This window comes from Acinetobacter sp. WU_MDCI_Abxe161 (assembly GCF_025514355.1).
In the GTDB taxonomy this organism is placed as follows: Bacteria; Pseudomonadota; Gammaproteobacteria; order Pseudomonadales; family Moraxellaceae; genus Acinetobacter; species Acinetobacter pittii_E.
On the sequence record NZ_JAHPTU010000002.1, the window covers coordinates 103307 to 126513 of the forward strand.

Here is a 23207-nt window from a genome sequence, read left to right on the forward strand (position 1 = left end):
ATGAACTTTGAAAGGAGATCAAAATGAATAAACAAGAAATGAAAGACTTGGTGACTAAAGCCCATCACGAGCTATTTAATTTGCACGACACCACTGCTCTGGACCGTTATTTTTCTGAAGACTTTATAGAGCACTCACCACTGGTTGCAAATGGTCTTTCAGGCCTTCGCCAACTGGTAGAAGACTGCCCCGACATGCAACATGAAGCTGTACGTGTACTGGCAGACGGTGACTTGGTTGCGATTCATGGTCGCTTTCAGGGGTTAGATGAAAATCCTTTAGTCGGTTTTGATATTTATCGAGTGAAAGACGGCAAAATTGTTGAACACTGGGACGGTCTTGTGGCAGAAGCTGCACCGAATGTAAGCGGTAGAACGCAGTTAGATGGACCAACTGAAATCGTCACTCACCATGATGCAGAGAAAAATCGTGAGATTGTGACCTCTTTCTTTAAAAAGTCATTAATTGATGGCAATTACGAAGCTTTTAAAGAATATACCCACGACGATCAGTTCATTCAACATAGCCCAGATATTGGCGATGGTGTTAAAGCAGTAATTGATTTTTTGAACAATATCCGTAATGAAGGACAAGGTTTGGTATACTCCAAAACGCATCGCTCCATTGCTGATGGTCAATTTGTCTTGACACATTCTGAAGGAAGTATTGCCGGAAATCGACATGCCTATTTTGAATTATGGCGTGTAGATAATGGCAAAATTGTTGAACTTTGGGATGCAATACCAGCTGTGCCTGAAGATGAACAGGCAGTCCATCAATATGGCGTGTTTTAACCATTTATCCGTTTCATTAAGCTAAGTCTCTGACTTAGCTTTTAGAGAATTCGCCATGTCAGCATATACGATAATTTTTGCACCTATCGCTCAGGCAACTCGATCGGAACAAGTTGTAGAACGCTTGGAAAATGCAATTATCTCTGGATTGCTCAAAAGCAATGAACAGCTTCCTAACGAGGCGGATCTAGCTCGCTTAATGGGAGTGTCACCGATTACAGTGCGTGAAGCGTTAAATACTTTACGCGTAAAAGGTCTGATTGATACACGACGCGGGCGAAACGGCGGAAGCTTTGTTTGTGAGTTACCTTCCGATTTACTCTTAAACAAACACCCTCTTCGCCAAGCGTCCAATGAGTATCTAGCTGATTTAGGCGAGTTTCATAGTGCAATTTTAAGCCATGGTGCATATTTGGCAGCACAAAGAACCACTGAATATGAATTAGGCAAAATCAAAGAACTTATTGATCAATTTGAACAGGCCGTTGAAGCAGACACACGTGCCCAACTTGATTTACGTTGCTTGTTAACACTCACCTCTTTTGCTCAATCAGCTCGACTGGCAAATCAAGAGTTAACCATACAAGCCGAATGGGCACCCCTCATTGCTGTGCTTTACCAAGATGATCAATTTCATCAATCGGTCGTCGCTCAATACCACCAACTTTTATCATCTTTTGTTCAAGGCAATGAAGATGATGCTGTTATTCAGGCACGAAAAATTATTTCGATGCTAACAGACCAAATGCTTCGATATAAGTTATCTATCGAATAAAAACAATAAAGTAGAGCGCTTATAAAGTATCAAGTGAGAAATACGGAATTTTAGGAGTTATAGGAATGACCCAACATTTAGATATAGAAGAGCTTCAAAATTTGTTAAAGACGGTGGTGGAGGAAACGACAGCCATTACAGAAAAACTGGCGACCAAAGCGAGTAAAATTCTCTCAAAACATGAACCTGAAAAAACGAAAGACGTTAAGCTTTCAGGTTCAGAGCGTTCAGCTTTGCAAAAAGAAATTAAAAAAGCCTTACAGGAAAGCCATTACAGTCAAGGCATCGGCTTTGCAAGTTATAGCCCTGCAACGCAAGAAGAACAAGATTATTGGACACTCGAATGGTGGTATAAAAAAGAAGATCAATTGCAACAAGCTAAGCTTGAAAACTATCAAAATGCTCAGCGATTTTTAGATTTCCGCTCTTTTGAATGGTTCCATAAACCTGCTCAAAATAAGAGTCCGTGCATACATGGGCCTTATGTCGACTATATTTGCAATGGTGCATACACCATCACCCTTGCCCATCCGGTCATGATTCGTGATCAATTTATCGGTGTAATTGCTACCGATATTTTAGTTTCCGCACTCGAAAAAATTCTTATGCCGAAGCTTAAAAACATAAAACAAAAAGCAATTGTGATTAACGACTCTTCTCGAGTGATTACTTCAAATGACATCACCATCAGAACAGGCACATTATTTAAAGGCCAAAGCCAACAGCAGGTTTTGTCACGGCCGTGTCAATCTTTTCAACTGGTCGTGATTTAGAGTGACGTCGAAAAATATAAATATTTGACTTTGCTTTAGGGCATCACCCAGGCAAAACAGCCACCCACTTTTGTACAAAATTTCTTCAAATAGACATGTTTATTCAGGTCTAGGGGAAGTTTTGGCTCAAAAATAGCATCGCTTTTCCGGATGAAAAGCAAAACAACGAATTTGAGGTTGAAATGACATGGAAAATAAAACGTCTTCCTTAAAAAAACTGTCTCTTTGGCAAGTCACCATTATTGGTATTGCCTATATGACTCCCATGACGGTGTTCGATACTTTCGGTATTGTCTCTGGAATTACCAATGGACACGTACCACTGGCCTATTTACTTGCACTTGGTGCCATGCTACTCACCGCTTGGAGCTATGCAAGATTCAGTAAAAATTCAGAAAAATCAGGCTCGGCATACAGTTATACAGCTGAAAGTTTAGGGCCAAAAAGCGGTTTTTTTGTGGGTTGGTGTTCCCTACTCGACTATTTATTACTGCCCCTCATTAATGTTTTACTTGCTGCAATTTATCTCACAGCACTAATTCCAAGTCTGCCTTACTGGTTTTGGGTGCTTGTATCGGCGGGCCTAGTCACTTTAGTGAATTGTTTCCGCATTCGGTTACTCGCCAATTTGAGTCTATTGTTTGTATTTGCACCCATCATCCTCATGGTCATTTTTGTTTATTTAGTGATTAAGGGTATTGGCTCTACTCAAGGTTATGAGCATGTGCTTACTTTGGCTCCACTCTGGCATGAGCACCAATCTATACTACCACTCGTTGCGGGTGCCTCAGTTTTGTGCTTTTCATTTCTAGGTTTTGATGCGGTTACTACGCTTTCAAATGAAACCAAACAACCTACCAAAAACATCCCCCGTGCGGTCATGTTAACAACTCTCGCTGGCGGACTTATTTTTTTCACAGCAGCTTGGTTTATTCAACTTTATTTTCCAAATAATCTACTCTTTCAGCATCCATCAGAAGCGTTGCCTGAAATTGTGCTTTATGTCGGTGGTGCTTTTTTCCAATCCGTATTCTTATGCGGGCAAATTATGAACACTGTCGCCTCTGGTCTCGCTTCTCATGCCAGTGCGTCACGTTTACTGTATATAATGGGCACCGATAATATTTTTCCTAAAAAGTATTTTGGGACAATTCACATCTCCTTAGGTACACCGTTTTTTTCGGTTTTATTTGTTGGTCTTATTTCGATGTCCGCGGTTTTTCTAGACTTAGCCCAAGTCGTCAGTCTGATTAGCTTTGGTGCGCTAGTCGCTTTTACAGCCGTAAATTTCTCAGTTTTTATGAAGTTTTATATTAAAGATAAACAGCGCTCAGGGTTTAAAAATAAATTTCTAAACCTCTTTTTACCGCTTATCTCTGTGATCAGCATTATTTGCCTCTGGCTTAACCTCGACTCATCTTCACTGATTTTTGGATGTTTCTGGTTAGCTTTGGGTATTCTCCTATTTATCTATAAAACGATTAAAAAACAAAGCATTGCTATTAGTAACGCTTATTAATTTTTAAGGAACTTTTGTCATGAAAATTATTTCTAAACCTCAACTTTTAAAAGACGTGGAATATAAACCAAGTAAATCTCTACAAGTGGGCAAAGAGTGGAGCTGGTTAAATCCAAAACATGCAAAATTTGACGCAACCACTGTAGAAGGCACATCGGTAGATAATCCAGCGAACTACTATGAAAGCTCACTTTCTGATTGGCATACCTTTGACAGTTTACAAGCTGATATTGAATGCGATGTGGTGGTTATTGGTGGTGGTTTATTGGGTTCATCTACGGCCTTACATTTAGCTGAACAAGGTGTAGATACCGTTTTATTAGAAAAAAACCGTGTAGGTAGCGCAGCTTCTGGTCGAAATGGTGGACAACTCACCCCTGGTTTAGCTCGTTGGGAAGCCCAAGAAATGGCCGATCGCTTAAGCTACGAAGATGCCAAAAAACTCTGGCATTTTACCTCTACGGAAGCCATGCAACTCATCGATGACATCTCAGAAAAATACCAACTCAACTTTGACCGAAAACATGGTCACATTACTGCTGCTGTTCATGAAGGACATTTGGTTGGTTTAACACAAGGCGCCGATGCACGAAAATATTTAGGTGAAGACCATACGCGTATTGTGGGTAAACACGAACTCATGGACTTTATTAAGTCTGATTATTACACAGGTGGTTTAATTGATGAGTTGGGTGGGCAAATCCATCCTTTAGCTTTAAACCGCGGTTTAATTTATGGCTTTTGCCAAAATGGCGGTACTGTTTATGAACAAACAGAAGTCCTTTCAATAGAAGAAAAAGCAGATGGTATTTATGTTCAAACAGCAAATGCTGTGGTAAAAGCTAAAAAGTCTGTGGTGTTAGCAGTACATCATGCTTCTTTTAAACTTTTATCAGAGCAAAACAATACCACTATCCCTTTCTATACTTATGTTGCAACGACTGCCCCGCTAGAGCTTGATACAAAAGAGCTTTTGCCATTTGGGCATCCAGTTTATGACACTCAGTTCCAGATTGATTACTACCGTCCCGTGTTTAATAACCGCTTATTATTTGGAGGCCAAGGCACAGGAACATGCTGGGGGCCAGAGAAAACTTTAAATTATCTAGAGCATCGAATTCATACCGTGTTCCCGCAAATTAAAAATCTAGAAATGGATTTTGTCTGGAGTGGAACCACTGATTTAACCGTAAATGGTGCAGTCGATAGCCGTAAGTTTGGCAATAAATTTCCAATTTATGCTGTTCACGGCTGGAGTGGTCACGGCGTTGCACAGACGGTACGTATTGGTAAAGCTATTGCGAATGACTTTGTTGGGCAATCTAACGATTTTGAAATGTTATCTAAAATTGATCATCAAAATATTATGTTTGGTCGTACCCTTGCCCCCGTTGTTATTCCACTCGCAAAAAGTATGTATGGCATCGGCGCAATGATTAATCCGGGCAAAATGGTATCTTTCTAATTTATAAGATAACCAATTTTCAAAAAGGGATTCGTATAGCTTTGTACGGATCCCTTTTATTTAGCTGAGTAAAATTCTTTTCAAACTAGGTTATCCCTAACCAATCTATTACAATAGCGCCAGCTTTTTTATTCAGCGCATATATTTTGAGCAATTCATCTTCCCAATTAAAACGCGGACTTAAAAATCGCCATATCCAGTTAATTGCCATGGGTGGTGCTGTCGGGACAGGTTTATTTTTAGGCTCTGCACAAGTCATCCAGTCTGCTGGTCCTTCTATTATTTTAGGTTATGCCATTGTCGGTTTGGTCGCATTTTTAATTATGCGCCAAATGGGTGAAATGATCGTAGAAGAACCTGTGGTTGGTTCCTTTAGTTACTTTGCACAAAAATATTGGGGCAAGTTCCCGGGTTTTTTATCGGGCTGGAACTATTGGGTGGTTTATATTTTGGTCGCGATGACCGAGCTGACAGCCGTTGCTAAATATGTGCATTACTGGTGGCCCCACATTCCTGCTTGGATATCAGCCTTATTTTTCTTTGTTTTAGTCACGTGTTTAAACTTAGGCAATGTTAAGTTTTATGGTGAATCTGAGTTTTGGTTAGCCATTATTAAAGTTGCAGCGGTCATTGCCATGATCGTGTTTGGCTTATATTTATTGCTTACCGCAGGTAATGATTCTATCGCTAGCTTTGCAAACCTATGGCAGCATGGCGGATTTTTCCCGCATGGGTTCTCGGGCCTATTTTATATGCTCGCCTTCTTAATGTTTGCTTTTGGCGGTATTGAACTGATCGGGATGACTGCAGCTGAAGCCGAAAATCCTGAAAAAAGCATTCCACAAGCCATTAATCAAGTCATCTTTCGAATCTTAATTTTCTATGTGGCTTCGCTTGCCATCATTATGTCGCTCATTCCTTGGAATCAGCTTGACCTCGGTGGTTTAGATAAAAGTCCATTTGTGATGATTTTTAGCCATCTTGGTATTGGCTGGGCAGCGCATTTGCTTAATTTTATTATTTTGACAGCTGCACTGTCGGTTTATAACAGCGGTATGTATGCAAACAGCCGTATGTTATACGGACTCGCAGTACAGGGTCACGCATCGAAGATTTTTACAAAAGTAAGTAAACAAGGGGTTCCAACGCCTGCTGTTATCTTTTCTTCTATTCTGATTTTTGGTTGTGTATTACTGAACTATTTTATCCCAGAACAAGCTTTAAGCTATCTCATGTACATGGCCGTGGCTGCACTGGTTTTAAACTGGTCAATTATTAGCTTTACTCATTTAAAGTTTAAACACGCCATGAAGCTTGAAAATAAAGTTGCCAAATTCCCTGCTCTATTTTCACCCTTGAGTAACTATATTGTTTTGATTTTTATTGGCATTATTTTATACATCATGTGGACTCAAGGATTTGAAAAATCGGTAATTCTAATTCCAATCTGGATTACATTCATGTTTGGACTATATAAATTTTTAAGTTGGAAAAAATCAATCTAATCTTTAAAGAAGGCTTATTCAAACCGAATAAGCCTTTTATCATTTTACAGCTCATTACCCTAAGTAACTTCAGAAAATTTACTAAAAAACCCCTTCACATTCTATTCATCATTATTGAAATGTTCTTTGCTAGACACATTGATATGTAAGCCTTAGTCATTCTAAACATTGGTATTTAATGAGATAATTATTAAAGTACAAGTGTTTACATGATCTATAAATATTTGTGTCAATGTTCAGCTAAAATCAAAGCAGACCAGTTATCGTTGCAATCACTCAACAGGCAAAAGATACTCCATCGTAAGACAGGTTCTTTACCCACTTAAATGATTTAGCGCCGTACTGTGTCTCTCAATGATGAAAGACAGGAAATTTTATGGAAAAAGCTCTGCAATGTCCTAAGTGTGGTTCTACAGAAATTGAAGCACGTGACCATGACAAATTACTTAGAACAACTGGCGGTGTTTTACTGACAGCTGCTGGCACAACTGCAGGTACGGTAGGGGGTGCAGCAACTGGCGCGACTGTTGGAGCAGCTATTGGTACTGTTGCTGGCCCTTTAGGCGTGATTGTTGGTGGAACTGTAGGGACTTTTGTTGGTGCCATTAGTGCAGGAATTACTGGCGGTGTCGTTGGTAATATTTTTGGTAAAAAAGCAGGCGTGATGATCGATAAAAATATTTTTCAAGACTATCGCTGTTTGAAATGTAAGTATCGTTTTAAGCAAAAGAAGTAAAACGAATTAAGCAGGAGAACTAGTTGCTCTAGCTCTCCTACCTAACCAAAAATTTATAAACCAGCTGGAATAATAATTTACTTAGCTGCTCCATCTTGTTGATACTTTGGTGAACGTGGACCATATAACAACCCCATACCCGGATTATAATTAGTCGGGGTAAAAAGTTGAGTATTTACCATGCCTGCTAATGGATAAGCGCGGTCAGTTAAGCTGCCAGCAATCTGTTCCACTAAAGCACCAACGACCATTCCGATTAAACCCGAATTACCATTATCACTTCCTTGAACAAGTTTTTTCTCACCTGTCCAAATCACATCTCCAGTTTTTAAATCAACAAGCTTTGCATCAACACTAACTGTAGCCACACTTTGAACCACTTGATATTTAGAACCATATTCTTTAATTCGAATATATAAAGCAGCATCGGCGCCAAAAATCTCTTGCAACTTCTGAGGTGCAATTGACTGTGCATCACTGCCATTAGTAACACCATTCTCTTTAAACATATTGTCTACAACAGAGATGGGAAAAACGTAATAACCAGCTTCCGCTACAGGTGCCACTACAGTAGGCCAATAACTATAAGTCGCTTTTACATCTGGTGAATCATTGACTGGCGGTAATACCAAAATCGATTTTGGCATATGAGCTTTATAAGCTGTAATATCTTTATTAGGTGATGGAGTAACAGCACAGCCAGTAAATGCAAGGCTAGAGATGACCAAACCAGCAATTAAAAATTTCTTAATCATGATTTTGTATACTCACCCTTAGCCTTCATTTTTTGCAATAAGCGATCCATTAAAACTGTAGATTCTGGATATACTTGTTTTTCAAGCTGGAAATACTCAATTGCTTTTTGAGAATTATTTTCTTGCAAATACAATAATCCCAAATGAGCATATAAACCTGGTGGAACAGCTAAGCCCTTACCTTTTGTTTGTTCAATTTCAGCTTCTAATTTTGCGATTTGCGTACTTGGCGTAGCTTTTTCAGGTGCGTTATACATCAAATAGGTTTGATGAGTATAAGTTCCCCAATTATATAAAGGCTGAGGACCAGCGGCACAACCAACCAATCCTATAGCAACAAAACTGCTCAAAAGAATTTTTTGCATTTAACAAATATCCAAAATTATTGAACAGACCAACGGTTATTTTGAATATCTGTTACTAGATTATTAACTGCTTCACGAACAGCTAAATCGAGCACTTTGCCATTTAAAGTAGAATCATAAGAAGCTGTAGAACCAAAACCTAATACTTCACGAGCTCCTAGTGCATATTCACCAGCGCCTTGTACGGAATGCACAACTTCTGATGTTTTAACATCAACAATATTTAAATTAACTTTTGCATAAGCAACTTGCTGTTTACCACGCCCTAAAATACCAAATAATTGTTGATCGCCTACTTCTTTTCGACCAAACTCAGATACATCACCAGTAATAACATAACGAGCGCCCTTAATAGCTTGATTCGTATTGCTATAACCTACTTCTTGTTTAATTTCAGATAAATTATCACGATTTAAAACTGTAAAATAACCAGTTTGCTGTAAATGTGTCTCAAGAATAGTTTTTGCTTGTCCGCCTAGACGGTCTACATTATCAGAGAAAACACCTCTCATATAACTAGAGCGATTATCAAATTTACCAATAGAAACTGGAGCTTTTACTCCATTATATTTAATTTGTGTTGTTGCTACAGCCACTTGCGAGCTTTGTATCGTTCTTGAAGTTTCAGTAGTTGAACATGCCATTAAACTGAAAGAACTCAAAGTAGTAATGATTAATATTTTTTTCATAGTTACTCTACAACAATTACAAAATACAAAGAATATATATTATATACAAAAAGATTATCGAACAATTCAATAATGTAACCATTAAGTAAAGAGTATATTTTCTGAACTTCTATTTAATAAAAAAACTCCTATTTTATAAGAGTTTTTCGAAGTTAGTTGCAGTGATATATGTCTGTAAGCATTCTAAGTAATTTTAAAAAATATTATAAATACAGGAACAAATCGAGTAACGATTTTTACTGGCTTTACATCTGATTTTTAGTATCTTTTCTTAATTATGCCCTCACCTCATTTACCCCAAAGAAATCAGAAAATATTCTAATAACCGCTCTCTTTCATCGGGTTTGTTTGGGTCTAAAAGCTGAACCATGGCCCCATCAATTACAAACAAAAACATATGCGCCTCTTGTTTTGAGGCATTTGTATAACTCGCTAAAAGCAATTGATAGATTTCATTAATCAGCCAGTTTCGATAGTCAACAACGACCTGATAGGCCTTTGGATACGTTTTCGCTATCTCGAAAATAGCTTTAAATGGCAAATGATAGAGTCCGTCTAAGTCGGCATGTAAATAGTAAATCTTGCGAAGCTTTTCAAGCAGCGTTAAATCTTTTTGAACATAGATAATTGAAAGCACCTCATGTTTAAGTCCATCTTTTTGAAAGGTTAGGCTCATTTCAATAAGTCGTTCTTTTGAATGAAAGTCATTATAAATATTGATGAGAAAATTTTTATATTTTATGATAAGACCTTGTTATAAATACCAGTTCAACAAATTTATTCCTTATTAATTATTAATTTTTTCTAAATAAATATCAGCATCGCACCTATTACTTTAAATTTAACAGTATTTTGAACACCGTTAATACATTGTGAAGTTAAATCATAAGACAATCCTGTTACAGCAAATACCGTATAACTTTTTTCTGTACCCCTCCATTCAATTAAGCCAAACATATCCACCAGTTGAATAGGATTATTTACATATTTCGTATTATATAAACCACCAAATAACCCAATCGGATCTTTACTCACATATCTTGCACTATGAGGTTCATAATAACGATAACGGTTATAGTGCAGTTCTGTTTCCAGATCGTAATATTGTCCTTGAAAGCATAAATTATTTTGCTCAAATGGATTATCTTGATTTACCGCTTTAATTTCCAATGATCTAGAAAAATTTAATTACCTGAACGACTACCATGACTAAGAAGGCTTTCAAATATTAAAATTTATTGTTAAATTTGCAATAATAAAAAGTATAAATAAAAAAATAGTCTAAAAGTAATAGACTATTTTTTATTTATAAAGGGAAAAGTTTAATTTTATAAATTCTTAAAAATTCAAGATATTTATTTCTCAACTTTAAGAGTATATGTTTTCTTGATTTCCTTGCCGCCACCTGCATAAAAACCAGCCCAAATATGAATTGTAAATATACCTTCGTACTTTGGAGTACCCTTGACCTCAATAATATTATAGCCATCTCGATCATTAGCAGGTTGAATTGTTATTCCTAAATCTTCAGGTATATCTGTTTTTAAAGGCGAACTTGTATCACTAACCTTACCCCCAGATATTTTTATAGTCTGTTTATATTCTTGATTAATATGGGCCACAGGCAAACTATCAGGTGTTATTGAATATTTCTTACCACAAGCTGTAAGTATCAATAAAACTGAAAAAATAAAGACTAGTTTACTTTTCATTAGAATTTTTCCTTTTTTATTACAAGTGCAAAAAAAACCTTTCTATCAAAGCTATACAAAGATAACCCTTCTTTCAATCTTGTTCTATTCTCTCCCCAAGTAAACATTTTGAGTGTCACTTTTGTGTCATATGTATTTGATGATTCATTGATGGGGTGGCCTTTTAAATCTCTTAATTTATCTGTCCAAACAATCCAATGGTCTGGAAATATATTAGTTCCTGAACTCGAACCACTATCCAATAGACTTGCGGAAATTAAAGTGACAATATAATAATCAGGTCCAGCATATTTACTATTAATGTCAGAAATAAAATCTCGATCATACCCTCCCATTTTGATTGGGTAGGAGGCTACTACGTGAAAACCAGACTTTCTAAACCATCGTTCCAAATCCATCGGAGGTGTAATTCCTGCGACCTCTTGTTCGGGATCATTTAACTTTAATTTAAAATTTTCTGATTCGCGTAAACTTGCAAGCGTAATCCAATCAATTGGAGGAATTCTAGGATATCCATCGAGTTGTTTATGAAAATTTTTAACCCGTCTACAGCCATCCTGTGAAGGTTTAATATCAAGTTCACCAATTTTAGTTTGACCAGTTTCCCATAGTTGTTTTACTGCTAATTTATATTTAGAGGGACTCAAATTTATTAGACAAAAAAAGTAAGCTGCGGGACCACATAAAGATGTCTGATCTTGATTTGGTAAAGGTTCATTTAATCTCGACTGTAAGCCTGCTTCAATTTGGGCCTTAGAAAAAGGATCTTTAGCCTCTCCTGGCTTACACTCTGGGTCAACACACTGAAAAATTCGTTTTCGATTTAAAGCAAGTTCAAAATTATTTTTAGAAACATCACCTTTAACGACTTTAGTGACAGCCGTTGACTCAACGTATTTTATTACAGGAATATTTTTATTCTTTTCATGATTTTGATAAGGATAAGATTCAATTTTATCTGGAATAATATAGCGACTCATTACTAAACTTTCTTGCCCAGAAGTACCTAGTCGATATAAATTAAGAATAATGACACAATCCCTCAGTCTTTCTAACCCTATTTTTGAACTATCAATTTCAACCGATTTAGTTTGATAGAGCTCATTACCTATTTTCTTAAAAGCAGTATCTTTAAAAAGAATAGCTGTTTCAGCTTGGTTAAGTACTGTGTTGTATATATAAATATTATATTTTAACAACTTAGGACTAACATTTGTTTTTAAGACAACGTATGGATAGAATTTTGTCATGGCTAATCTATATTAATTTCTTCATTGTTATACAAGTGGAGAGATATTTCTTCTGGACGTACTGTTTTAATTAACTGAGTATATCCATTCTCATCAGTGATACCTTCCAGCTTTTTCCCATTTGGCATAAAAGCAATATATTTATGATGGGCAAACGGAATACCTTCTTTATCTTTCAAAAGATACCGCAAATTATGCTGATTTAGCTCCCCCAACACAGGTAACTGAGGACTGTTTGCACTCGCACTTGCTCCCGAAGTAAATAAATGCTGCCTAGCCTTCACTTCAAACTTTCCGCCTGTGACAGGGAAAATTCCCGAGCCATTAATCTTGATTTGAGATCCGCCCGCCGTGATAACAATTTCTTTAGAGGCAGTAATTTCAATTCGATCTTCTGTAGAAATAATCTGAACGCCTTTACGTGCAATTAAGTCTGCTCCGTCAGCTTGGGCTTGTATCTCAACTTTACCTTTACCCGCATAAAGCCTAGCTCCCTGTTGGGCTGCAAAAAGACTGATCTTATTTTGTGCGTGTGCGATTATGTTCTTTTGAGTGCTTAAATTAATACTATCGCCGGCACTTTGGCTTAATTGGCCATCTGCACTTAGATGTATATCCTCGTTACTCGCTATAGCCATGCTATTTGGTGCACTCAACACCATAATAGCTTGCTTAAATACAGCTGCTTTGTCTTTATCTTGCTGTTCAATTTGCTCTAAAAAAGTTTTTAGGTTTTCAAGTATTTCCAGTGGATCAGTTTGCTGATTTTTAGCAATCTCACTAAGTGCCTTAGCATTATTTAAGCCATCTTCTATTTGTTGCTTGGCATCGGCTGCGTCTAAATGTGCGCCTTGGGCTTGATCCTGTTTATGAGTAGTGATGAGTAAACCACTTCCAGCTCGAACAGCACCCCATTGGTCCGTTCTGAGTTCAAAACCTTCACCACGACCCTCACTCTCAGCTTTGTCTTTCGGCTGGCTCAAATTACCAAGATTTAACTGACTTGCAGCATGGCTACTTTGGAGTTGCGCACTAATTTGCCCAGTTGTATCATCAAGACGTAACTGGTTAAAGCCTTTTCCACCCACCTCTTCTGAACGAATACCACTAAGCTTTTTGGTATCGGGTAATTGCCCTTTCTGATCAAATTGGGTTGGATAACGTTCAGCCTCATGAATACGGCCTACCACAAATGGGCGATCGACATTACCATCAAAGAAATTAATAACAACGATTTCTCCTACACGTGGTAAAAATCTTGCACCATAGCCTTTTCCAGCCCACGGAGTTAAAACATCGACCCAAGCCGAATCGGTGTCATTGTCATTACTTCCAGCTCCACCATCGTGGCTGTGGTCATCATTTCTGGTAAACAAGAAGCGAACCTTAATACGCCCCCATTGATCAACATAAATTTCTTCTCCTTCTGGTCCTACCACTCTGGCACGTTGTACAGAAGCTTTTGGTCGATCTTGTAATGGCTGGTATTCTGGTACTATCTTAATTTGACGACGTTGTAAAATCAGCTCATTACCTTGACGTTCTTCTGTATTATCCAACTGCCAATCGCTTTTTTGAACCAAAGCTTGAATTTGCTGATTTAAATCTTTGGGAAAATTGTTTTGATTGTAATAACTCTTACCAATAATTAAGAACTCTTTGTCTGCTCCACTATGCAGATCAATTTCTGGATGTTCATTAAGTTCAAACCAATATCCGACTTGGGTATCCCGTACCGTGGTTTGAGCAATAAACTGCTTAGATTGGGTATCATGGTAAGCGCTGAGGTTCTGATTGAACTTTTCTAGTTGTTGGCCACTAGCTGAGGTAGCCCCATCTTCACCGTTTAAATCCTGCATCCATGCTGGACTAAAATGCCATGCATCTTCTAGACTTAAACTTTGGTTGTCATAGTTGGCACTATGCTGATGTGTACTTTGTACACTGCCTGCCCCATCGGTTTGTTGTAGTACATCTGACTGCCAACGCTGCACAAAAACAGAAGTCGGCTGCAAACGACGTCCAGCGATCAGACTGGTCATACTGTCAAATTGTTCAGTTGCATGACTTCGATGGTAACGGATTGTTCTTCTTGTTAGCGCTTGATATTGGCTATTATCATCAATGAGACGTAGCTTTTGTGCATGAATATGATCTGTATTGCTCTGTACAGTAAGCTCTGCTTCATCAATCAGCCAGTTAATGCCTTCACTACGCCATAATCGTGTTAAAAAATCATAGTCACTTTCGTTCAACTGCATAACGAAAGGACGAGTATCATATTGTTGTTTTAAACCACTCAAATCTAGTGTAAGGCTAGAAGTAAATAATGGACTTTTCCCTTGCCATTCTTTAAACAAAATTTCACTAATTTCTTTTACACTCTTGTTCATAAACACACGACTATTTCTGCGTTTATGCCAGAGATAAGTTGGATCATTTATGGTGAGCTTATATAAAGTTAAAGCACCATCACTTTGCCCCTGCGATGCTCCCGTAATAATACCCGTAGTTCGAAATAATTGTCCTTGATCTGTCACCTGATCAACAGCAATCTGTACACCTATAAATTGTTTGAGCGCAATGTGAGCATTGGTTGATAAACAAATCAGCTCTGCTGTCACGCCCTGATTAAGATGATGTTGCCCATCTATACGTTGTAGAAAAACCTGACTATTCAGGGATGCATCTGAAAATTGAAGGTATACTGAACGATGTTTTGAAAGAAAACCAAAATTCTCTAAAATTTGAAAGATATTATTAAACATCACTTTTTTATAAATCTGAGTTATAAACATCAATATTTTATAAAAAATAGACAGATTTGTCTATTTTTAAAACTATCCTATTTTAGTCGACAATATAAAACCCTATATAATAAAAATTTAAAATCAAAAGCTTACAAAAAAACATCTCACAATAAATAGAAAAATAAATTTTAATTCTCTAAAAAATTGTACTAATTAAAGTAGCTTCTTTAATTATTAATAAAAATCACTAATTATTGATATAGAAAACACTATTGCTATAATCAATGTAGTGACAATAACTTACTTCTCTTCTCACTTCATTTACCCCAAAGAAATTAGAAAATATTCCAATAACCGCTCTCTTTCATCGGGTTTGTTTGGGTCTAAAAGCTGAACCATGGCCCCATCAATAGTAAACAAAAACATGTGTACATCTTGTTTTGAGGCATTTGTATAACTCGCTAAAAGCAATTGATAGATTTCATTAATCAGCCAGTTTCGATAGTCAACAACGACCTGATAGGCCTTTGGATACGTTTTCGCTATCTCGAAAATAGCTTTAAACGGCAAATGATAGAGTCCGTCTAAGTCGGCATGTAAATAGTAAATCTTGCGAAGCTTTTCAAACAGCGTTAAATCTTTTTGAACATAGATAATTGAAAGCACCTCATGTTTAAGCCCATCTTTTTGAAAGGTTAGGCTCATTTCAATAAGTCGTTCTTTTGAGTGAAAGCAATTATAAAAAGTTGCTTTTGAAGTTTTTGAAGATTCAAGAATACGGTCCACTCCAACTTTATGAAAACCATATTTATTAAACAAGAATCTTGAAGTATGAAGCACGCTTAAAGCACGACATGGAAGTTCTGAATGAGGCATATTTTTACCGTTTTAAAATAAGTTCTTGTTGTAAGTGAAATACTTTTTTGGGAGAAAAAAGGCACAGCAAAGCCTATAAAGACTGTGCTTGGCACATCTCAAGCTTTATTGTTGCTAAGTTTTAGTCGTGACGATTTAAAGCCTGAAAACCTTTAGGTAATCAAACTGCTTTAACGTTTAAGTTGTGTCCATATAGACTTTGGCAAAGGCTGCCAAGAAATAATGAATGTGCAAAGCCAACTCCTTTTTATTGGGAGTTCTGCCAAGTCATTAAAATTATGGTGGCAGAACGAAAGGGGGTTCGCAGACTGGAAACAAAGGAACCAGCACACCCGAGGGTGTCCCCCTTCCGCCCTACCGTAGAGAAAAAGGGGGCGAACGAGTTCCCGACACACAAAATAAGAATTTTGTATATCGACTTTGTTTTCACGGTCTGCGACAACCGACTGGCAATGTGGCCAGCAGGCAAAGAATAGTGCTCTACCCTTTTACAGTCAAGCACACAAAATGACATTTGCTTTAAATTAGATCATTAAAAAGTAAGGATAAATAATGAATGAGTTATTGTTAAAGTGGGGTTTAAAAAGGGAAATCATTAGAGTTGAAACCAAGGTTTTTTTGGCTTAGCTCCAGTATATGCTGGGCTAACTTTAATTGGCCCCTGACCTTTTTCACATTCTTGCACACCCCACTCACTCGGGCGAAAACGCGCATTAGCTCCATCGGGTTCAGGTTTACCAAATTCTTTTGCAATATCATAATGAATGACTGGAATTTCAAATAACACGACGTCCCCACGAGAACAAGCGATAGTAGGATGTTTTGTGTCGTAAACCCATTTACCGTAACCATTTTCCTCATTAGGGTCAAAGCGCATAACTGGACCTATTTGCTGATCCCACGCCAATTCCATTCGAGGAGGCTCCATCGCGGTTACCCACATTCCTGCGACTTTTACAGGATGAGGGAAACGTACAGCCTGTAATCCCCGTAAACTAAAGGGTACTTGTGGCTCACCGTTGTCAAAAGCATCATAACGACTGATTAAGCTTCCTTTAGGAATCAACAGTTCTCCGTATTGCGCATCTTGAGATAAAACAAAATGGCTTCGACTTTCCTTATAATGCTGCTTAAGTGCAATCTCATACTTTACCGATGCAGTTATATAAAATAAATAACCTGCCCATAAGTCACATATCAATGCCAACAGCGTAATGAATAATATCTTTCGAGAAAAAAACCTTACAGGATTTTGAGCCTTATTTCGCCAAAAGAGTATTACTTTCACCAACAAGCCTAGTGTTAGAACAACACCAATTAATGGAGCAATAAACAATAGAAAAATTGCGAAAAAAGAGAATGGCTGTACTGGTATCATAATTTTTAAATCTTTAACTTCATATTTTTCTAAGGTGGACCGCTAAGAAAATTATATATATGTATATTAAAAAATAGGCATTGCTATTTAGTACTTACATACAAAACAAGAATAGTTGCTTCCATTTTTACTTATGATTTTTTAAAAATATACATCTTTTCTGAATTTAATATGATTGGCCTGATATGAAGTATAAAAATTAAACGAGCCCTATAACACTAATCTAAATAAAAAAGCTAAGCCCCCATTACCGTGACTTAGCCTTTAAAAATAATTTTTAAATTAAAAAATTACTTATTTAATATCTGTAAACTCAGAAACAGGTTTGTTCACTTCAACTTTTGTGCCACCGAATTTTTCGCTCACAAACTTTTGAACTTTAGGTAAGTGGTAAAGCTCACCAAGTTTCGTATAGATTGGGTCATTTTTATTTGCTTCAGCAACACCCAATAGGTTCACATAAAGCTTAGTAGACTGATCAATAGGCTCACGGAAGATTGCATCTTTCATTACATTTAAGCCACCTTCAAGCGCCAATGTATTACCAAGTACAATCGCATCTACATCGTTTTTAACACGAACTGCCGTAGTCATTTGAATTGGTTTTAATTTCAAATTCTTAGGGTTTTCAGCGATGTCGTTCGTAGTTCCTTTTACAGGGTCAAAGTTCGGTTTAAGTTTAATCAGCTTAGCAGACTGTAATAATGTTAAAGCACGCGCTTCGTTGGCAGTATCGTTTGGAATCGCGATGGTCGCGCCTTGTGGGAATTCTTCAACAGATTTAACTTTATTTGCATAAATACCCATTGGCTCTAAGTAAGTTGTCGCAACAGCCGCAACTTTAGCAGTATTTGAAGAATTATAAGCTGCCAAATAGTTGAATGACTGGAACGCATTTACGTCTTGTTCGCCACTTGCTACAGATGTATTAAGCACAACGTAGTCAGTCAAGTTAGTCACTTCAAGTTTAATGCCCGCGTGAGCAGTTTCAGGAAGCGTTGCAACGTATTTCCATACATCAGTATCTGAACCTGTTGAAACCAATTTAATTGTGCGTACTGATTCAGTTTTGTCTTTAGCTGAAGCTGTATTTTCAGTTTGTGCAGGTTGTTTGTTACATGCAGACAGTGTTAGTACAGATGCGCTGAACAGGACACTAAATAATTTTTTCATAGATATATCCTAAACTAGGAAATGCCTACTCTACGAAAGAGTGAGACATTACCAACCATTGGGTCAAATGCAATTTTTGGGTGGAAATAATATCCAGATATAGGGTTTAGAAGACTGAATTCAGCATTATTCCTTCCTTGAACTTACTCGCTGAACGATAGAATTATGTTTTGAATCAGTTTCTAAATATGGCCTCATCATATATCAATAAATGAATATTCTACAAATAACTTGTTTGATTCTGATATATAGACTTCTTATTGCTAAGATATTGAAAACATAAAACATATTATATAAAGATAGTAATTTTGATTAAAATATACACTCGATTGATTTATATGAAATTTTCGGCATTTATTAGCAATATTTAAACTATATAGCGTTGTAATTTTTATTTTAGGCATAAAAAAAGCCCCTGTTTTCACAGGGGCTTTTTGAATTTGGCGGAAGCGGTGAGATTCGAACTCACGGAGGACTCACACCCTCGTCGGTTTTCAAGACCGGTGCATTAAACCGCTCTGCCACGCTTCCATGTGCGTAAGAATACAAAGCTTATTCATTTTATTCAAGAAAAAAATCACCGCTTTGTGTTCAAGTGCATATTGTTTCATCAATTTTACAGTTGGGCAGCCAATTCTGCTCCTTCTTTGATCGCACGCTTCGCATCTAACTCTGCTGCGAGCTTTGCACCACCAATAATATGGTAGTTCGCGATCGTCGACTCCCCTTCTTTTGGCATCAAGTCTTTTACCGACTCTTGCCCTGCACACACCACTACCGTGTCTACACGTAAAAGCTGGTCTTGACCATTATGCTCAATCCAAAGCCCTTCGTCGGTGACTGCTTTATATTGCACACCACGTAACATACGGACACCATGCTTTTTAAGCTGTGCACGATGGACCCAACCCGAAGTTTTGCCAAGTCCAATACCGAGTGGTGTTGTTTTACGTTGCAATAAATAAATTTCACGGATTGCTGGTTCAACGACTGACGGCTGCATCCCCCCTTCAGAAACATAGTTTGGATCTGGGTCCACACCCCATTCACGTTGCCATTCGGCTAAAGGTTGAGGTTGTGGTTGATGTGGCGGTTTAAGTAAAAACTCAGACACATCAAAACCAATGCCACCCGCACCAATCACTGCAACTTTTTGTCCAACTTCTGCTCCTTTTAGAACTTGAGCATAGGAAAGGACTTGTGGTGCATTACTTCCTTCAATTTTTAATGCACGAGGAATTACACCCGTTGCAACAATCACTTCATCAAACCCTTCGCGTTCAAGCTGCTCACGGTTCACGCGAGTATTTAAACGTACATCCACCCCAGTTTTTTCGAGTTGGACTTTAAAGTAGCGAATTGTTTCGTGGAATTCTTCTTTGCCCGGTACGACCTTGGCAAAGTTAAATTGACCACCTACTTCCGCCGTTGCTTCAAATAAAGTAACCGCATGACCACGGCTTGCCGCAACGGTTGCTGCCGACATTCCCGCTACACCGCCACCTACAACTGCAATTCGCTTAGGCTGTTTGGTTTTTAAATAGACCAGTTCAGTTTCATGACCTGCACGCGGGTTCACTAAACATGACACACGCTTATTTTTAAAAGCATGGTCTAAACAGGCTTGGTTACAGGCAATACAAGTATTAATTTCATCAACACGGTTAGTCGCAGTTTTATTTACCCAAAATGCATCGGCCAATAAAGGACGTGCCATTTGAACCATATCTGCTTTGCCAGTTGCCAAAATTTCTTCAGCAGTTTCAGGCATGTTAATTCGGTTTGACGCAATAATCGGTATAGAAATATGCTGTTTTACATGAGCCGTGTAATCGACAAAAGCTGCACGAGGCACAGACGTGACAATGGTCGGAACGCGAGCTTCATGCCAACCAATGCCGGTATTTAATAAAGTGACACCCGCTTTTTCTAAAGCTTTTGCAACAGTCACCACTTCTTGCATAGTGTTGCCGTCATGAACTAAATCGAGCAACGACAAGCGGAAACAGATAATAAATTTTTCACCAACTTTGGCACGAATAGCCTTGACGACTTCGACCGGAAAGCGCATACGGTTTTCAATATCACCGCCCCAACGGTCAGTACGATGGTTCACATGGCTGCTTAAAAACTGGTTAATGAGATAACCTTCCGAGCCCATAATTTCAACGCCGTCATAGCCTGCTTTTTTGGCAATGTCAGCACAATGTGCATAGTCATCGATCGTACTTAAAATATTTTTTTCAGAAAGCTGACGCGGTTTAAATGGGGAAATTGGCGATTTGATCGGACTAGAAGACACTGCAAAAGGTTGATAACCATAACGGCCAGCATGCAAAATTTGCATTAAAATTTTTGAACCATGCTTATGCACAGCATGTGTAACCAGACGGTGCTGCGGAATATCGGTTAAACCATTCATGGTTCCACCCATGGGTAGTAGCCAACCTTGACGGTTTGGAGAAATCCCCCCGGTCACAATCAGGCCAACCCCACCTTTTGCACGCTCTTCAAAATAAGCTGCCAGTTTTGGGTAATTGTAAAAACGGTCTTCAAGCCCCGTATGCATGGATCCCATCACCACACGGTTTTTAATGGTGGTAAAGCCTAAATGTAATGGTTTTAATAAATTGGCGTAACTTGTCATGCTGCGTCCCAATAATTTTTTGCAACTTGTTGCATAGTACTTTAATACTTTTTTGAAATGTTAGGATGACCACACGTATTTTTTTACGTGTTGAAATTGTCAATTATTCGAGCTTGTGACCCTTCATTTAATTTTTTATGGGCAATTGAAACGTTGAAGCTTTTTCCCATTTAAATAAAGAAAAAAATAGCATCACGACAGCAATCACAGTTCCTACAGGAAACATATTAAGCATTAGAATAGAGATCACTATTGAACCGATACGGCTGCTTGTAGTCCCCGTCTTAACGCTTCTAGCGCATAGGAACTGCATAGCGATTGCGACAATACGCCCTAAAAGACCACCAATAAAGAATTTGGGCATATACACAAATATATTGTAAATCGCATAGATAAGATCTGAAATTAAAATAAACCCCGCGATACGATGCAATGTTGATAAAATTTGATTGTGATGAATTAACATATTTATATTTTTTCCTTTTATAGAATTTCTTCTAAATTGACATACTAATCGTAAAACTTTATATTTTTCCAATATTAATCTATTTTTTAAATGAAAAAAAAAGAATTCCTTTCCTAACAGAAAAAAAATCGATTTGAAAAGTGATATAGTACTGAGCGAATAAATTCTCTTGGTCACCGAAGTATTAGGGTGCCTATTTCGAAATAGTTAGGACTAGCAATGACTGATAATGCAACGATCTTGCAGCATGTACCAGTAGGCAAAAAAGTTGGGATTGCCTTCTCCGGAGGCTTAGACACTTCAGCAGCTTTATTGTGGATGAAACAAAAAGGCGCTGAGCCTTATGCATATACTGCGAACTTAGGCCAGCCAGATGAAGATGACTACGATGCAATTCCAAAGAAAGCAGAACAATACGGCGCTGTAAAAGCTCGCTTAATTGACTGCCGCTTACAACTTGCGCTTGAAGGTATTGCTGCGATTCAGTGTGGTGCATTCCATATCAGCACAGGTGGCGTTCCATATTTCAATACGACTCCTCTCGGTCGTGCAGTAACAGGTACTATGTTAGTTACTGCAATGAAAGAAGATGACGTAAACATCTGGGGTGACGGTTCAACTTATAAAGGTAACGATATTGAACGTTTCTATCGTTATGGTTTGTTGACCAACCCGAATCTTAAAATTTACAAGCCTTGGTTAGATCAAAACTTCATCGATGAACTCGGTGGCCGTGCTGAAATGTCACAGTTCCTGATCGACAATGGTTTTGACTATAAAATGTCAAAAGAAAAAGCGTACTCAACTGACTCAAACATGTTAGGCGCAACTCACGAAGCAAAAGATCTTGAATACCTAAACGCTGGTATCAAAATTGTTGACCCAATTATGGGCGTTGCTTTCTGGAAAGATGAAGTTGAAATTACTCCAGAAGAAGTGACTGTACGTTTTGAAGAAGGTGTACCTGTTGCATTAAACGGTCAAACTTTTGACAGTCCGGTTGAGCTTATTCTTGAAGCAAACCGTATTGGTGGCCGTCATGGTTTAGGTATGTCTGACCAAATCGAAAACCGTATTATCGAAGCGAAATCTCGCGGTATTTATGAAGCACCGGGTATGGCCCTTCTTCATATTGCTTACGAGCGTTTGGTTACTGGTATTCATAATGAAGACACGATCGAACAATACCGTATTAACGGTTTACGTTTAGGTCGTCTGCTTTACCAAGGTCGCTGGTTCGACTCTCAAGCGCTTATGTTACGTGAAACTGCGCAGCGTTGGGTTGCTAAAGCTGTTACAGGTGAAGTGACTCTTGAACTTCGTCGTGGTAATGACTACACCATCATGAACACTGAATCTCCAAACTTAACGTACGAAGCTGAACGTTTAACAATGGAAAAAGGCGATTCAATGTTCTCGCCTATGGACCGTATTGGTCAGTTGACTATGCGTAACCTCGACATTACCGATACACGTGCAAAACTTGGTATCTATACAGATGCTGGTTTGCTTTCAATCGGTCAAGGTTCTGCTGTGCCACAACTCGATAGCAAGAAGAAATAATTTTCTTACTTAATAA

General features: G+C 38.0%; 19 protein-coding genes, 1 tRNA gene and 2 pseudogenes. 8 read left to right on the forward strand and 14 right to left on the reverse strand.

What is annotated here, in order from left to right; all coding sequences use genetic code 11:
- The first annotated feature begins 23 nt into the window (after positions 1 to 23).
- From KTI78_RS02345 to KTI78_RS02375, 7 genes are all read left to right on the forward strand, one after another.
- Positions 24 to 794 carry a nuclear transport factor 2 family protein gene (locus KTI78_RS02345; protein ID WP_016141822.1) on the forward strand — a complete coding sequence of 257 codons (771 nt, stop codon included), beginning with the start codon at positions 24 to 26 and terminating at the stop codon, positions 792 to 794.
- 55 nt (positions 795 to 849) lie between these two features.
- Positions 850 to 1569 (forward strand): FadR/GntR family transcriptional regulator, encoded by a 720-nt coding sequence (locus KTI78_RS02350; protein WP_002120532.1) that lies wholly within the window; start codon positions 850 to 852, stop codon positions 1567 to 1569.
- A gap of 65 nt (positions 1570 to 1634) precedes the next feature.
- Entirely contained in the window at positions 1635 to 2342 is a 708-nt protein-coding gene (locus KTI78_RS02355; RefSeq protein ID WP_016141823.1) for a cache domain-containing protein, read from the forward strand.
- Between the two features lie 187 nt (positions 2343 to 2529).
- Positions 2530 to 3861 (forward strand): APC family permease, encoded by a 1332-nt coding sequence (locus KTI78_RS02360; protein WP_224993216.1) that lies wholly within the window; start codon positions 2530 to 2532, stop codon positions 3859 to 3861.
- Positions 3862 to 3880: 19 nt separating this feature from the next.
- A complete protein-coding gene (locus KTI78_RS02365) occupies positions 3881 to 5326 on the forward strand; it encodes an NAD(P)/FAD-dependent oxidoreductase (protein ID WP_262445074.1) in 1446 nt (481 codons plus the stop codon).
- 146 nt (positions 5327 to 5472) lie between these two features.
- Positions 5473 to 6831, forward strand: a complete 1359-nt coding sequence (locus tag KTI78_RS02370; RefSeq protein WP_224993213.1) for an amino acid permease — start codon at positions 5473 to 5475, stop codon at positions 6829 to 6831.
- Between the two features lie 376 nt (positions 6832 to 7207).
- Positions 7208 to 7567 (forward strand): hypothetical protein, encoded by a 360-nt coding sequence (locus KTI78_RS02375; RefSeq protein WP_016141827.1) that lies wholly within the window; start codon positions 7208 to 7210, stop codon positions 7565 to 7567.
- Positions 7568 to 7644: 77 nt separating this feature from the next.
- On the opposite strand, the gene KTI78_RS02380 is transcribed toward KTI78_RS02375, so the two are convergent.
- The 14 genes and pseudogenes from KTI78_RS02380 to KTI78_RS02445 all read right to left on the reverse strand — a co-directional run bounded on the left by KTI78_RS02380 (position 7645) and on the right by KTI78_RS02445 (position 21628).
- Positions 7645 to 8322 (reverse strand): DUF799 domain-containing protein, encoded by a 678-nt coding sequence (locus KTI78_RS02380; protein WP_224993211.1) that lies wholly within the window; start codon positions 8320 to 8322, stop codon positions 7645 to 7647.
- Complete coding sequence (locus KTI78_RS02385) at positions 8319 to 8687, reverse strand: DUF4810 domain-containing protein (RefSeq protein WP_262445075.1); 369 nt, start codon at positions 8685 to 8687, stop codon at positions 8319 to 8321. The genes KTI78_RS02380 and KTI78_RS02385 overlap by 4 nt, the downstream gene beginning before the upstream one ends.
- Positions 8688 to 8704: 17 nt before the next feature.
- Positions 8705 to 9376 carry a CsgG/HfaB family protein gene (locus tag KTI78_RS02390; RefSeq protein WP_224993207.1) on the reverse strand — a complete coding sequence of 224 codons (672 nt, stop codon included), beginning with the start codon at positions 9374 to 9376 and terminating at the stop codon, positions 8705 to 8707.
- A 292-nt stretch (positions 9377 to 9668) separates the two neighbouring features.
- A pseudogene (locus KTI78_RS02395) lies at positions 9669 to 10088 on the reverse strand (TetR family transcriptional regulator); the annotation flags it as partial.
- A gap of 233 nt (positions 10089 to 10321) precedes the next feature.
- Positions 10322 to 10549: pseudogene (locus KTI78_RS02400) on the reverse strand (RHS repeat-associated core domain-containing protein); the annotation flags it as partial.
- Positions 10550 to 10731: 182 nt separating this feature from the next.
- The gene (locus tag KTI78_RS02405) at positions 10732 to 11088 is read right to left on the reverse strand and encodes a hypothetical protein (protein WP_224993205.1); all 357 of its coding nucleotides are present in this window, start codon (positions 11086 to 11088) and stop codon (positions 10732 to 10734) included.
- Entirely contained in the window at positions 11088 to 12338 is a 1251-nt protein-coding gene (locus KTI78_RS02410; protein WP_262445076.1) for a hypothetical protein, read from the reverse strand. Before KTI78_RS02410 ends, KTI78_RS02405 begins: the two co-directional genes overlap by 1 nt.
- Positions 12339 to 12340: 2 nt before the next feature.
- Positions 12341 to 15109: a DUF2345 domain-containing protein gene (locus KTI78_RS02415; protein WP_410374412.1), complete on the reverse strand. Its 2769-nt coding sequence runs from the start codon at positions 15107 to 15109 to the stop codon at positions 12341 to 12343.
- A 300-nt stretch (positions 15110 to 15409) separates the two neighbouring features.
- The gene (locus KTI78_RS02420; RefSeq protein WP_262445078.1) at positions 15410 to 15964 is read right to left on the reverse strand and encodes a TetR/AcrR family transcriptional regulator; all 555 of its coding nucleotides are present in this window, start codon (positions 15962 to 15964) and stop codon (positions 15410 to 15412) included.
- Positions 15965 to 16559: 595 nt separating this feature from the next.
- Positions 16560 to 17300 (reverse strand): hypothetical protein, encoded by a 741-nt coding sequence (locus tag KTI78_RS02425; RefSeq protein WP_262445254.1) that lies wholly within the window; start codon positions 17298 to 17300, stop codon positions 16560 to 16562.
- A gap of 336 nt (positions 17301 to 17636) precedes the next feature.
- On the reverse strand, positions 17637 to 18515 hold the full coding sequence (locus KTI78_RS02430; RefSeq protein ID WP_262445079.1) for a MetQ/NlpA family ABC transporter substrate-binding protein: 879 nt from the start codon (positions 18513 to 18515) through the stop codon (positions 17637 to 17639).
- Positions 18516 to 18956: 441 nt separating this feature from the next.
- Positions 18957 to 19046: transfer RNA gene (locus KTI78_RS02435), tRNA-Ser, on the reverse strand.
- An 85-nt stretch (positions 19047 to 19131) separates the two neighbouring features.
- Positions 19132 to 21162: an NADPH-dependent 2,4-dienoyl-CoA reductase gene (locus tag KTI78_RS02440; RefSeq protein ID WP_262445080.1), complete on the reverse strand. Its 2031-nt coding sequence runs from the start codon at positions 21160 to 21162 to the stop codon at positions 19132 to 19134.
- Positions 21163 to 21289: 127 nt separating this feature from the next.
- The gene (locus KTI78_RS02445; protein ID WP_262445081.1) at positions 21290 to 21628 is read right to left on the reverse strand and encodes a hypothetical protein; all 339 of its coding nucleotides are present in this window, start codon (positions 21626 to 21628) and stop codon (positions 21290 to 21292) included.
- A gap of 219 nt (positions 21629 to 21847) precedes the next feature.
- On the opposite strand from KTI78_RS02445, the gene argG reads away from it, so the two are divergent.
- Positions 21848 to 23191: an argininosuccinate synthase gene (gene argG, locus KTI78_RS02450; protein WP_016141838.1), complete on the forward strand. Its 1344-nt coding sequence runs from the start codon at positions 21848 to 21850 to the stop codon at positions 23189 to 23191.
- Positions 23192 to 23207: the final 16 nt, after the last annotated feature.